Origin of the sequence: Streptomyces poonensis (assembly GCF_014650915.1) — a bacterium.
GTDB lineage: Bacteria > Actinomycetota > Actinomycetes > Streptomycetales > Streptomycetaceae > Streptomyces > Streptomyces poonensis.
On the sequence record NZ_BMVW01000006.1, the window covers coordinates 95488 to 108427 of the forward strand.

At 73.8% G+C, this 12940-nt stretch carries 10 protein-coding genes; 5 read left to right on the forward strand and 5 right to left on the reverse strand.

Translation table 11 applies throughout. The features are described 5' to 3' along the window. Positions 1 to 47: 47 nt before the first annotated feature. Positions 48 to 1931 carry a VWA domain-containing protein gene (locus tag IE242_RS17335; protein ID WP_189860140.1) on the reverse strand — a complete coding sequence of 628 codons (1884 nt, stop codon included), beginning with the start codon at positions 1929 to 1931 and terminating at the stop codon, positions 48 to 50. Between the two features lie 243 nt (positions 1932 to 2174). Between IE242_RS17335 and IE242_RS17340 the strand changes: the two genes are divergently transcribed. Then, positions 2175 to 4256: a PhoX family protein gene (locus IE242_RS17340; protein ID WP_189860142.1), complete on the forward strand. Its 2082-nt coding sequence runs from the start codon at positions 2175 to 2177 to the stop codon at positions 4254 to 4256. 88 nt (positions 4257 to 4344) lie between these two features. Here IE242_RS17340 and IE242_RS17345 read toward each other — a convergent pair whose 3' ends face one another. The 4 genes from IE242_RS17345 to IE242_RS17360 form a co-directional block, all read right to left on the reverse strand. Continuing rightward, complete coding sequence (locus tag IE242_RS17345) at positions 4345 to 5355, reverse strand: endonuclease/exonuclease/phosphatase family protein (protein ID WP_229859034.1); 1011 nt, start codon at positions 5353 to 5355, stop codon at positions 4345 to 4347. A gap of 238 nt (positions 5356 to 5593) precedes the next feature. Further along, positions 5594 to 6040: a DUF7144 family membrane protein gene (locus IE242_RS17350; RefSeq protein WP_189860146.1), complete on the reverse strand. Its 447-nt coding sequence runs from the start codon at positions 6038 to 6040 to the stop codon at positions 5594 to 5596. Between the two features lie 185 nt (positions 6041 to 6225). Continuing rightward, positions 6226 to 7167, reverse strand: coding sequence for a hypothetical protein (locus tag IE242_RS17355; protein WP_189860148.1), 942 nt, complete (start codon positions 7165 to 7167; stop codon positions 6226 to 6228). 130 nt (positions 7168 to 7297) lie between these two features. Beyond that, positions 7298 to 7747, reverse strand: a complete 450-nt coding sequence (locus IE242_RS17360; RefSeq protein WP_229859036.1) for a hypothetical protein — start codon at positions 7745 to 7747, stop codon at positions 7298 to 7300. 160 nt (positions 7748 to 7907) lie between these two features. On the opposite strand from IE242_RS17360, the gene IE242_RS17365 reads away from it, so the two are divergent. The 4 genes from IE242_RS17365 to IE242_RS17380 all read left to right on the forward strand — a co-directional run bounded on the left by IE242_RS17365 (position 7908) and on the right by IE242_RS17380 (position 12922). Next, positions 7908 to 9338 (forward strand): hypothetical protein, encoded by a 1431-nt coding sequence (locus IE242_RS17365; protein ID WP_189860150.1) that lies wholly within the window; start codon positions 7908 to 7910, stop codon positions 9336 to 9338. 389 nt (positions 9339 to 9727) lie between these two features. After that, entirely contained in the window at positions 9728 to 11071 is a 1344-nt protein-coding gene (locus IE242_RS17370) for a helix-turn-helix domain-containing protein (RefSeq protein WP_189860152.1), read from the forward strand. Positions 11072 to 11171: 100 nt separating this feature from the next. After that, positions 11172 to 12194: a permease gene (locus IE242_RS17375; protein ID WP_189860153.1), complete on the forward strand. Its 1023-nt coding sequence runs from the start codon at positions 11172 to 11174 to the stop codon at positions 12192 to 12194. Continuing rightward, the gene (locus IE242_RS17380; protein ID WP_189860155.1) at positions 12191 to 12922 is read left to right on the forward strand and encodes a TIGR03943 family putative permease subunit; all 732 of its coding nucleotides are present in this window, start codon (positions 12191 to 12193) and stop codon (positions 12920 to 12922) included. The genes IE242_RS17375 and IE242_RS17380 overlap by 4 nt, the downstream gene beginning before the upstream one ends. Positions 12923 to 12940: the final 18 nt, after the last annotated feature.

Here is a 12940-nt window from a genome sequence, read left to right on the forward strand (position 1 = left end):
CCGATGTCCGTCCGCCACCCGTGGTGCGTGTCACATGGGGTACGGCGTCATGGACGCCAGTTCGCCAGTACGCCCTCGAAGAGCTCGCCGTCCGTCAGCTCGCGCGGGGTCTCGCCGGCCAGGAAGTGGGCGGTGTTGCCCGTCTTGAGCTTGCGGAGGTAGTCGAACGCCTTGTTCTCCGGGTCACCGAAGGCGATGAAGGAGAAGAAGACGGAGGGGTTCGTCTTCGCCGCGTCTGTGAGGGACTGGGTCGCGGGGGTCTTGGCGTCCGGGGCGCCGTCCGTCTGGAAGAGGACGAGGGCGGGGTCCTTGGTGCCGGAGGTGTCGTAGTCGGTGATGATCTGCTCCACCGCCGCGTGGTAGCTCGTACGGCCCATGCGGCCGAGGCCCGCGTGCAGCTCGTCGATCTTGTTCTCGTGCGCGGCGAGGGTGAGCTCGCCGGTGCCGTCGAGCTCCGTGGAGAAGAAGACGACGTGCACCTTGGCCTCGGGGTCCAGGTGGGCTGCGAGGGCGAGGGCCTGCTCTCCGAGTGCCTGGGCGGAGCCGTCCTTGTAGTACGGGCGCATGGAGGCGGAGCGGTCGAGGACGAGGTAGACGCGGGCACGCGTGCCGGTCAGTCCGTGTTTCTCCAGCTCCGCGCCGGCGGCGTCGTACGCGGTGACGAGGTCCGGGGCGGTGGTGGTGAGGGTGGCGCGGGGGCAGGCGGGGCCGGTGGTCGTGGTCTCTTCCGTGACTGGCTCCGGCTGCTCCGGCTCGGCGTCCTTTTCGGTCTCCGGCTCGGCGTCCGTTTCGGTCTCCGGCTCGACCGCCTTCTTGGCGACCGTGGTGACGATTTCGGGCTTCGGCTCGGGTTCCGCCTCGGGCTTCGGCTCGGGTTCCGCCTCGGCGGTGGGCTCCTGCTCGGGCTGCGCGGTGGCTGACGGCTCCTGGGCCTCGGCCTCGGCCTCCGCCTTGGCTTCGGGCTCGGTCCCGGGCTGGGGCTCCGTGTCCGCCTCGGCCTCGGCCTCGGTCGCGGGCTGCGGCTCGGTCTTGGTCTCCGGCTCCGCCGACGGGGTGCCTTCGGGCTCGGTGGCCGGGGCGGGCGCGGGCTCGGGTGCCGACTCCGGCTCGGGGGCGGAAGCGGGTGAGGCTTCGGCGACGGGCTCGGGCTCCGGCTCCGGCTCGGCGGCAGGAGTGGGCTCGGACGTCGGCTTCGCCTCCTCGACGGGCTTGAGCGTCGGCTCGGGGACGGTCTCGTCGGCAGGAGAGGGGGCCGCTTCGGCGACCGGCTCGGGTGAGGGTTCCGGGGCGGGTACGGGCTCCGGCTCGGACTCGACGACGGGCTCCGGCTCGGTTTCCGCGATCGGCTCGGGTGCGGGCTCGGGCTCCGGGGCCGGCTTCGACTCGCTTGTCGGCGCCGGCTCAGGAGTGGTCTCGGCCACCGGCTCCGGTGCAGGCTCCGGCTCGGGCTGGGGCTCCGCGTCCTGCTTCGGCTGCTCCGCCGGGGGCGCCTGCCGCGGCTCCTCGGCCGAGGTCTCCGGCTCGGGCTCCGGTTCGGGCTGTTCCGCCGGAGGCGTGGGGCGGGGCTTGGGGACCGTCACGTTGTCGAAGGCCGCGGAGACCAGTTCGTCGGCCATGGACGGGGTCGGCTTGGCCTCGGGCTCGGGCCCGGACGAGGCGGTGGGCTCCGGGGCCGGGGCCGGGGCCGGGGCCTCGTCCTCGAGCTTCGGTGTCTCGTCCACGCCGGTCGCCGTCTCCGTCGCCGGCGGCGTCACCGTGTCGCGCTCCTCCGACGGGGCCGGGATCCGGTCGCCCTGCGAGGTGGCGTCCTCCGACCCGTCCGCGGTCTTCCGTGACGGGTCCTGCGCAGCCTCCCGCAGGGGCTCCGCGTCGGTGTCGCGCCCCTTGCGCGAGCGGCCGAACGCGTTCCGCAGGAGAGAGAGAATGCCCATGTGCGCAACCCTTCGCATGAGTTGTAGCCCGTCTATCCCTGGCCAGGACGGACACGTAAGGTTAGCGGCCGACGCGGGCGATCTTGGGGAGGGGAGGGCCAGTCGGTTACCTCCGCCGCGCCTCGCTGTCAACACCGCCCGACTCCCTCCGGGGTTCACCCCTCGTTCACCAGGAAGCAGCGCTTTCGCTCGCATGTGCCCCTAGCGTCACGTCGACATCACGGGCACGTATGGGAGAGCAAAGTGCGCAAACTGCTGCCGATCCTCGGGACCAATGGGGCGTCGCATCCCGGTGGGCGGTCTGCCCTGACCTGCCGTTTCCGCTGTGGCGACGCCTGCTTCCACGAGGTGCCGAACACCAGCACCAATGAATACGTCGGCGACGTCATCGCCGGTGCGCTCAGCCGCCGTTCGATGATGCGCGCCGCTGCCGTCGTCACCGTGGCGTCCGCCGCCGGTACGGCCGCCCTGACGGCCGGTGCCCCGCAGGCGCAGGCCGCCGCCCCGGCCGCGGCGGACAAGGGCAAGCACGGGGGCAAGGGGAAGGCCGCACGCGGGCTGCGCTTCACCCCCGTCGCTCCCAACACCGCCGACCAGGTCACCGTCCCCGAGGGCTACCGGCAGAACGTCGTCATCCGCTGGGGCGAGCCCATCCTGCGCGGCGCCCCCGCCTTCGACCCGGAGAAGCAGACGGCCAAGGCCCAGGCCGGGCAGTTCGGGTACAACAACGACTTCCTGGCGCTGCTGCCGCTGCCCGGTGAGCGGGGCCGCCAGATCCTCGTCGCGAACCACGAGTACACCGACGAGGTGCTCATGTTCCGCGACTACGACTCCGACAACCCCACCCGCGAGCAGGTGGAGATCGGCTGGGCGGCGCACGGTCTCTCGGCCGTCGTGGTGGAGGAGGACCGCCGCACCGGCAAGCTCACCGTCGTGTCCCGGCACCAGCTCAACCGCCGTATCACCGCCACCACCAAGTTCAAGCTGACCGGTCCGGCGGCCGGCTCCGACCTGGTGAAGACCTCCGCCGACCCGTCCGGCACCACGGTCCTCGGCACCCTCAACAACTGCGCGGGCGGCGTCACGCCCTGGGGCACGACGCTCCACGGCGAGGAGAACTTCAACCAGTACTTCGCCCACGGCACCCGGACGACCGACAAGCGGTACGGCCTGGGCAGCGGGGCAACCGACCGCAAGTGGGAGCGTTTCGACAAGCGGTTCGACGTCGCGCAGGAGCCGAACGAGGTCCACCGCTTCGGGTACGTCGTCGAGCTCGACCCGTACGACCCCGACTCCACGCCCCGCAAGCACACCGCTCTCGGCCGGTTCAAGCACGAGGGCGCGACCGTGCGCCTCACCTCGGACGGCCGCCCCGTCGTCTACACCGGTGACGACGAGCGCTTCGACTACTTCTACAAGTTCGTCGGCAGCAAGCGGATGAAGAAGGGCAGCTCCCGGGCCGTCCGCGAGCACAACCTCTCCCTCCTCGACGAGGGCACGCTGTACGTCGCCAAGCTGACCGGTGACTCCCCGGCGATCGAGATCGACGGCACCGGCAAGCTGCCGAACGACGGCGAGTTCGACGGCAGCGGTGAGTGGATCCCGCTGGCCACCGCGACCGCCAAGGGCGCCGTCTCGCACGTCGACGGCATGACGGCGGAGGAGGTCTTCGTCTTCACGCGCCTCGCCGGTGACAAGGTGGGCGCCACGAAGATGGACCGCCCCGAGGACGTCGAGCCCAACCCGGTCACCGGCAAGGTCTACGTCGCCCTGACGAACAACTCCAACCGCGGTGTCGGCTCCAACGCCAAGGCGGACGAGGCCAACCCGCGCAACGCCAACAAGCACGGCCAGGTCCTGGAGCTCACCGAGCGCTGGAACCGCGCGGACAGCACGAGGTTCGCCTGGTCGCTGTTCCTCGTGGCGGGCGACCCCGACGACCCGGCGACGTACTTCGCGGGCTTCCCCAAGGACCGGGTCAGCCCGATCTCCTGCCCGGACAACGTCGCCTTCGACTCGTACGGCAACCTGTGGATCTCCACCGACGGCTCCGCCCTCGGCTCGCACGACGGCCTGTTCGGCGTCGCCACGCGCGGTGACCGGCGCGGCGAGCTCAAGCAGTTCCTGACGGTGCCGACGGGTGCCGAGACCTGCGGGCCGGTGATCCAGGACCGGCGTGTGCTGGTGGCCGTGCAGCACCCGGGCGAGGTCGACGGGGCCTCCGCCACGAACCCGGGCAGCACCTGGCCCGACGGGCCCGGCAAGATCTCGCGCCCGGCCGTCGTCGCGGTGTGGCGCGCGGACGGCAGCGACATCGGCGAGTGATCTCGGCGGGTGACCTCGCCGAGTGACATCGGCGAGTGACCTCGGCGAGCGGGGGCGCTTCTCTTCTGAGGAGCGCCCCCGTTCGCCGTCACGTCCGGTCGTGCAGCGTGAGGTCGACGACCAGGGCACGGTGGTCGGTGTCGTCGAGGTCGAGGAAGCGGGCCCGGCGCGCGGCGAAGTCCCCGCTCACGAGGACGTGGTCGATCTGCGCGCCCAGCGCCAGGGGGCCGCGGGCGGTCCGGGCGGGCCAGGTGGGGGTGCGGGACTCCCCGGCGAGCCGTGTGCTGTCGTACAGGCCGGCGTCGAGGATGCGGCGGAAGGCCGCATGGTCCTGGGAGGCGTTGAAGTCGCCGGCGAGGATCGTGGGCGTGCCGCGGCCGGCCGCGGCGTACGCGCGCAGGGCACCGAGCTCGCGGCGCCAGGTGTCCAGCTGGTCCGGCAGCGGCGGCATGGGGTGGGCGAGCTGGAGCCGTACGGGGTGGCCCGCGACATCGGCGGTCGCGCCGGGCATGCCCAGGGTGCCGGTGACACCGTCGGCCGGGGTGAGCCGGTGTCCGCTGAGGATGACGGAGCCCTCGGAGCCGTACGCGTCGACGGCCTGCCGGTACGGGTAGGCGCCGGTGTCACCGCCGAAGGCCTTCCTGAGCGCGGCGGAGCAGGTGTACTCGCATTCCTGGACGAACACGATGTCGGGGCGGTGCCGGCGGATCTCGTCGACGAGGGCGTCCGTTCCCTGCCCGAACCGCACGTTGGCCGTCAGCACCCGGAGCTCGGCCACGGGTCTGCCGCCCGGGTCGCCGGACTTCCCGTACGGCTCCAGGAACCATGCGAGCGCCCCGAGGACGATCACACCCCACAGCAGGACGAGCCGCCGGCGGGCGAGCGCGGCGAGCAGCAGGGCGGCGCCCGTGGGGGCGAGGAGCCAGGGCAGGAAGGCGAGCAGCTGGGGCACCGGGGTGACGCCGTCGCTGTCCGCCGCCCGGCATCCGACGACCACGCTCACCCCGAGGAGCAGGAGCCCGGCGCACCAGGCGGCGGCCCGCCGCCCGCCCGTCCGTTCCCCCTCGCCCACCGCCCGGTCGGCCGCCGCTGTGTCCACGTCCCGGCCTCCGCCCGGTCGCTGGGTGCCCGCTCTCCGGATCCCCTCGAACTCCTGGTGACGCTCCTGGTGACTCCTCATGAAGACGGGGATTCCGGAAAGAAGGTTGCCACTGTGCCGTCGGTGCGGTGTCGAGTGGATGCGCCGGGCGGGATGCGCCGGGCGGGAGTCGCCGGGCGGGAGGCGCCGGGATGTGGCGGGCGACGGCCGTGATCACCGTCCGCCGCCCGCCACCCGGTCACCTCGTCGCGTAGGTGTCCCGCACCGTCAGCAGGGACCAGATGACGAACACGCCGATCGCGATCGAGATCACCGACCAGACGGGCGCGTACGGCAGGAACAGGAAGTTCTCGATGATGTACAGCGCCGCCAGGACGACACCGGCGACGCGTGCCCAGGACTTGCCCTTGAGCAGGCCGAAGCCGGTGACGGCGACCAGTACGCCGAGAATCAGGTGGATCCAGCCCCAGGCGGTGAGGCTGAACTCGTACACGTAGTCACCGACGAACGCGTACACGGTGTCCCTGGCGATGCCCGCGATGCCGTTCAGGATGCTGAGCACGCCGGTCACCACCAACAGGACCCCGGCGAAGGCGGTGCCACCGGCGGCCAGGCCCGTACCCCGCGGGCGGGCCGGGTGCGGAGGGGCCGAGCTCGGTGAGGATGCGGTGGGTTGCTGGGCCATGAGGGCCTCCTCGGCTTCGACAGCTCATCCGCATGCTTGTGCCGGGGCGGCGGGACCGCACTCGGCGTGGGCCGGACGGATGAGTCGCGATACGGTCCGAACCGCCTCAGACTACTCGGGACGGGACGTCCCGCAGCGCCGCGCTGCACTCTTTCGGCCGCCGCCCCAGGCCGCCCGGCGTGGCGTCAGACGGGGGCCCGTCCCGGCTCCTCCGCCGGAGGCGTCGGAGTCGCCGGAGCCGGGGCCGGAGCCGGAGCCGTAGCCGGTGCGGGCTCCGTGGGCGCCCGCCGTCCCCGCCCGTGACGGCCCGTGACCCACGCGCCCAGCGCCACCGCCACCCCGAACACCACCAGCAACCACGTCACCACGCGCAGCGTGCCCGTGAGGGCGTCGTAGACCGCGGCCGCCGCCCCACGCGACACGTCGGGCGGCAGATCGGCGAGTGTGAGCCGGCGCCCCACGGCCACGGCCAGTCCCAGCAGGGCGCCGCCCAGCGCCGTACCGATACCCGTCGCGAACAGCGCGCGGCGGCGGTGGGCGGCCAGCAGGACGCCCGCCACGGCCAGCGCGGCGGCGAGCGACGGCAGCCAGAACGCGGTGATCTCCAGCACGCGATACCCCTTCCGGAGCCGGTCCAGGTCGCCCGACGACAGGACGGTCACCTCGGTGTGCTCGACCGGGATGCGGTGGGCGAGCGGGACACCGTCGTGCACGAGCTGCCGCTTGACGCGTGCGGCGACGGGCGCGACGTCGAGCGTCACGGGTCCCCCGCCCTCACCGCGTACCGCCCGCATCACCGCGGCGTGCGTGGCCCGGTTCGCCTCGTTCCACGCCGTACGGAACGCCTCGGTGCGGGTGAAGGACCGGACGGCCCGGTACGTGAACGAGCGCACCGGTGCGTGGAGCGCCGGGGCCACCCGGACCTCCCGCATGATCCCGTCGGTCACCGCGTCCGCGACCGCCTCCCGCACGGCCGGGTCGGCGGCCAGGGGCGCCGTCGCCGCCGCGTACCGGGCCGGGTCCCCGACGCCGTACGTGGCCCAGCCGGCCAGTGCGCCCAGCGGCGCGAACAGGCAGGCGAGGGCGATCAGGACCGGCGACAGCAGGCCGGGGACACGTCGGCGCACTCCTCCAGGCAAGACCCGCGCGACGCGGCGGGCGAGCGGGCGGACCGGGTCTGACTGCATATGGCCGCAAGGGACAAGCCGAACGGGGAGCCCGAAGGCCAGGCAGCCCGAAGGCAGGGGCCGGCGGGGGTCAGATGCGGCGGCCCTCCGCGTTCCCGTGCAGGGGATACCGGTACCACGCCACGGCGAACACGCCCACCGCGACCAGCAGCGACAGGCCCGAGGCCCGTACGACGGTGCCGCCGTTCTGGCTGTAGAGGAAGCCGAAGGCCAGCCCCGCGAACACCGCCCACGTCAGGGCGTGCGGCTCGCGCTTCAGCCGGTGGGCGAGGGCGCGGGCGGCGGCGTACAGGACCACGAACGCGAGCGCGCTGAGCCAGCCGAGGAGCATGTTCCCGCCGGTGATGGGCCCGGCGTCGCGGTCGAGGGCCGCCACCCAGTAGCCGTAGAGGAGACCGAGCACCACGGGCACCGCCCAGTGCATGATCCTGTGGGTGCGCTCGCCGAAGACATCCGGCGTCGGCGAGGTACCGGGCGGAAGTGCGCGGTGCGGTCCCGCCATGTGTGTCGCGTAAGCCATGAGAGCACTCCTCTCTTTCCTCCCCCGACTTCCAGGGCACACCTCGCGCGAAGGGCCGGCAAGTCGGAACCGTTCGTCGGGGAGGTGCCTCACAGCACATCGCCTCTTACCACCCGCACCGGTTACCGTGCTGCCGTACGTGATGGATGGGGGAGGAACGATGCCCGGAACGGTCCTGCTGCTGGCGGCCTCGCCTGCGGGCAAGGGGTGTCTGGTGGACGCGGCGTCCGTGCTCCCGGTGCTCGCGGCCGTCGCCCCGCCGGTGCTGGCCGGCGCGGAGACCGCGAACGTCGTCGAGCTGGCCGACCCGCTGGACCCGCAGGCCGTCCTCACCCGGCTGAGGGCCGCCGCGGGCACCCCCGGCCCGCTGACGGTCTTCCTCGCCGGCCAGCTCCAGCTCGACCGCCGCCAGCATCTGCCCCATCTCGCGCTCGCCCGCACCACCCCGGCCACCGTCCGCTACACCGGCTTCCCCTGGCACTGGTTCCGCGAGGAGCTGCGCCTGCGGCCGCCGGGTACGACCACACTCCTCGCCGACCTGCACGCGGACGCCGAGACGTGGCAGCAGCTGCGCTCCCTGTCCCTGGACGCGGGCCCCGCCGTCGCCGTGTACGGGCGCATCGCCCCGCCCCCGTCGCGCCGCTCGGTCGCGCAGCCCCTGTACATGAAGACGGTCGCGACGATCCTGCGCAGCGGCCACCGCCCGCCGCCCGCCGAGCTGCACCAGCAGGCTCTGACCCGTATCGCGAGCAAGGGGCCGGGGACGTACGGGGACGTGGTGCTGTCGTACGAGGGGACGGCGCAGGGGGGCCGGGTCGGTGCGTTCGGTGCAGCGGGAATGGGCGCGGGAGCGGGCGCGGGAGCGGTTCCCGGGGCTGGCGCCTCGGGTCTGTCCCCGGCTCCTGCGGCTTCCGCGGGGCCTGTGCCTCCTGCGGCGCCTGGGGCTTCTGGGGCCTCTGCGATGCCTGCGGGCCCTGCGGCTCCCGCCCCTTCGTACGGTTCCGCCGGGCCCCTTCCGGCGTCTCCGGCGTCTCCGGCTTCTCCGTCCTCCCCGCCGCCTCCGTCTCTTCCGTCCCTCCCCCCTCTGCCGGCCGAACCGCCCACGGTCGGCGGCCCCGCCCCGGACGACGACCCGCACGCCGCCATCTCCGCCGCCGTGCAGGCCGAGCGCCACGACGAGGCCGACGCGCTCGCCGCACGGCACGAGGAGGCCGCGCGGCACGCGCACGGGGCCGCGTCCGAGCAGGCGCTGCACTGGGCCGAGGTCCGTGCGGATCTCGCGATGTTCGCGGGCGACGCCGCACGCAGCTGCCGTACCTGGCTGGCGGTCGCCACCGCGCGGCTGGCCGCGGGCGAGGCCCCGGACGCGCCCGCCGTCGAGACGGCCGTGGACCGCGCCCACCACCAGTGGGGACGCGTCGACGACGCGGCGTGGGCCCGGGAGATCGGTCCCGCGCTGCTCGAGGTGCGCCAACGGGTGCCGGGCAGGCGGGCGGGAGCGCTCCGGCATGTGCAGCGGCGTCTGGCGCGACTCGAGGGCGAGACGCGGGAGCTGCGGCCGGTGCAGCGGGTGCAGCAGGTAGCGGGGTAGAGGGGCGGCGGGGCGGAACGTGTGACCGGGGCGGTACGTGCCACCGGGCACCGTGTCTCAGGTGCGCGTGAGGGGGCCCGGCCGTACGGCGATCAGTGCGGCCGTACCACGTTCGCCGCGGTGACCAGGGCGGCCACCGCGAGCAGCGCGGCGCCGAGCGGGCGGGCGTGGCGGGAGAGCAGTTGTCGGAGCACGGCGACCTCGCAATGAGAAGCGGGGACAACGGCGACGGGGCCACGGCGCCGCAGCTGGCGACAGCGGCGCGTTAAACGGGCTTAACGCGCTGCTTAACGTAAGGGCTTGTGACGTCAACAGCAAGAGCGCACGGCCGAGTTGGCGCTGTGAGTGGAAAGTGCCGGCTCAACTCGGCTTACTGGCATGCTTGTCCCATGCCCGAGCGCGACGACCCGGAGACCATCGGGCGCAGAGTGCAGCAGCTGCGCGCCCAACGCGGTCTCACCCAGCGGCAGCTGGCCCAGCCGGCCTACACGCCCGCGTACATCTCCACCGTCGAGGCGGGGCGGGTGCGCGCCTCCGACCAGGCGCTGAACCACATCGCCGGCCGGCTCGGCGTCGCGTACGAGGAGCTGGCCACCGGCCGTCCCGCCCACCTCGCCACCGAGCTGCGGCTGCGGCTGACCGACGCCCAGCGCACGCTCGCCACCGGCGAGGCCCAGATCGCGGCCGAGAGCTACGCGACGCTCCTGAAGGAGGCCGAGGAGCACGGGCTCGTCGCCGAGCAGGCCGCGGCCCTCCTCGGGCTCGGCGAGTGCGGCCTGGACACGGGCGACCTGACGGTGGCCCTCACCTACTTCGAGCGCGCGGAACGGACGCTCGCCGACGCACCGCTGCCCGCCCGCGTCCCCGCGGTGCGCGGCCGGGTGGTCGCCCACTACCTGGCCGGTGAACTCCGGTACGCCTGCTACCTGCTGGAGACCACGCTCGACGAGCTGAACCGCGGCGGCCTGCACGACCCCGACGCGCTGCTGCTGCTCTACGCGAGCGCCATCGCCCCCTACATGGACCTGGGCGCCCACGCGCGCGCGGCACAGGCGGCCGAGCTGGCGCTGGCGCTCGCGCCGCAGGTGAAGGACCCGGTGCTGGTGGCCCGCATGCACCGCCAGGTGGCCCGGACACTGATCGCCGAGGGACGGACCGCCGAGGCCGACGCGTCCCTGGCCAAGGCGGCCGAGCTGTACCGCCAGCTGCAGATCCGCACCGAGCTCGCCAACTGCCACTGGATGCGCGGTTACCTGTACGCGCAGAACGGCGAGCTGGCGCGCGCGGAGAGCGAGCTCCGGGAGGCGCGCACCATGCTGTCGGCCCGCCGCGCCACGCTCTACCTCAGCCAGGTGACGGTCGAGCTGGCCGACGTGCTGCACCGGCGCGGCGCCTCGGAGGAGGCCGCCGGCCTGCTCCACGAGGTGCTCGGCGACCTCTCGTCCGAACGCGGCGCCGTGCACTCCGCCGCCGCGCACCGCCTGCTCGGCATCATCGCCGAGGACGCGCGCGACACCGAGTCCGCCGAGGAGCACTACGTCCGCGCGCTCAGCCTGCTGGAGCGGGCCGGGGCGGCCGGCGACCTGGCCGACCTGTGCCGGCTGCTCGGTGACCTGCTGCGCCGTACCGGCCGGGTGGAGGCGGCCCTGGACGCGTACCGGACCGGCCTCGGCCACCGCACGGCGCCGGGGACGACGACGCTGGGTCCGGCCCCGGCCCAGCCGCCTCTGTGAGCGCCGCCTGAACACCCTGTGAGGGGACACAGGGGCGGCGCCTAGCCTTCGGCGGCACACAGGTGTGCGGACGGTGGGCGAACGGGCGGAAGCGGGGCGCGTGAGGAATCAGCGGAGCGGTGCGGCCGACGGTGTGCGCCTCGCCGCGCGGGCGCTCGTGTACGCCGCGCTCGGCGGCCTCGCGCTCGCCGCCATCGCCACGGTCGTGTCGGTCCTCGGACCAGTGCTCGCCCTGGATCTCGCCACCCCCGCGATGGCCGCCTGGTGGACGGTGTTCACGGCCGTGGTCGTGCAGGGAGTGCCGTTTCTGCTGCTGGGCACGCTCGTGTCGGCCGCGATCGGTGCCTTCGTACCGGAGCGGGTGTTCGGCCGGCTGCTGCCGCGCAGCCCCGCGCTCGCCGTGCCGGTCGCGGGCGCGGCGGGTGTCGTGCTCCCCGGCTGCGAGTGCGCGTCCGTCCCGGTGGCGGGCAGCCTGATACGCCGCGGGGTCGCGCCCGCCGCCGCGCTGGCCTTCCTGCTCTCCGCGCCCGCGATCAACCCGGTGGTGCTGGTCGCCACCTCCCTCGCCTTCCCCGGGCAGCCGGCCATGGTCCTGGCCCGGCTGCTCGCCTCGCTCGCGGCGGCGCTGGTGATGGGCTGGCTGTGGGTGCGCTTCGGCAAGGAGGAGTGGCTGCGGCTGCCGGAGCGCCGTACGTCCTCCGCCGGGTCCGGAGCGCCGCGGTCCCGCTGGGACGGCTTCCGCGCCGGACTCCAGCACGACTTCCTCCACGCGGGCGGCTTCCTCGTGGTGGGCGCGGCCGCGGCGGCGACGTTCGGCATCGTCGTCCCGCGCTCGGTCCTCGACACCTTCACGGGTTCCCCCTGGCTGTCCGTCCTCCTGCTCGCGGTCCTGGCCGTGGTGCTGTGCGTGTGCAGCGAGGCGGACGCCTTCGTCGCGGCCTCGCTGACCGGCTTCTCGCCGACGGCCCGGCTGGCCTTCATGGTGGTCGGCCCGATGGTGGACCTGAAGCTGATCGCCCTCCAGGCGGGCACGTTCGGCCGCTCCTTCGCCGTACGGTTCTCCGCGGCCACCTGGGCCGTCGCGGTCACGAGCAGCGTCCTGGCGGGGTGGTGGCTGCTGTGAGGCGGTACGGTCCGGCGGTCCTGCTCCTGCTGTCCGGCGCGGCGATCCTGCGGATCTCGCTGTTCAGCGAGGTGTACCTGCGGTACGTGCAGCCGGGCCTGCGTCCGTTCCTGATCGCGTCGGGGGTGGTGCTGGTGCTGCTGGGGGCGGTTTCGGGATGGAGGTCCGCCCGTGACCGGGCGAACCACTCCCATGAGGGCCACTCTCATGCCCACGGCCCCCGTGTCGCCCTGCTCCTCGCCGTTCCCGCCCTCGCCCTCCTCCTGTCCCCGCCTCCGGCCCTCGGCTCCTACAGCGCGGAGCGCGAGGCGGCGCGGTACGCGGCCCAGGGCGTCGGCACGTTCCCGGAACTCCCGGCCGGGGACCCCGTCGACCTCACCCTGGGCGAGTACACCTCCCGCGCGATCTACGACAGCGAACGCTCGCTGAAGGGCCGCACGGTCCGGATGACGGGCTTCGTCACGCGGGAGGAGAACGAGGACGACGAGGGCGACGACGGCACCTGGTACCTCACCCGCCTCCTGGTCTCCTGCTGCGCCGCCGACGCCGCCCCGTACAGGATCGAGATCCGCGAGGCGGACGCGCCGCCGGCGGACGCGTGGGTCACCGTCACCGGCACCTGGCACCCGAAGGGCGACCTCGGCACGGACGGGGCCTGGCCGCCGGTCCTGGACGCGACCTCGGTGAAGAGGGTGGCGGAGCCGCGGAATCCGTACGAGAAGCGCTGACCGCGGCCGGGACGGCGC

Excerpts from the sequence above, each read along its gene's own strand:
- IE242_RS17335 (WP_189860140.1), bottom strand. The coding sequence starts at position 1,931 with ATGGGCATTCTCTCTCTCCTGCGGAACGCGTTCGGCCGCTCGCGCAAG.
- IE242_RS17350 (WP_189860146.1), bottom strand. The coding sequence starts at position 6,040 with ATGGCCCAGCAACCCACCGCATCCTCACCGAGCTCGGCCCCTCCGCAC.
- IE242_RS17360 (WP_229859036.1), bottom strand. The coding sequence starts at position 7,747 with ATGGCTTACGCGACACACATGGCGGGACCGCACCGCGCACTTCCGCCC.
- IE242_RS17365 (WP_189860150.1), top strand. The coding sequence starts at position 7,908 with ATGCCCGGAACGGTCCTGCTGCTGGCGGCCTCGCCTGCGGGCAAGGGG.
- IE242_RS17370 (WP_189860152.1), top strand. The coding sequence starts at position 9,728 with ATGCCCGAGCGCGACGACCCGGAGACCATCGGGCGCAGAGTGCAGCAG.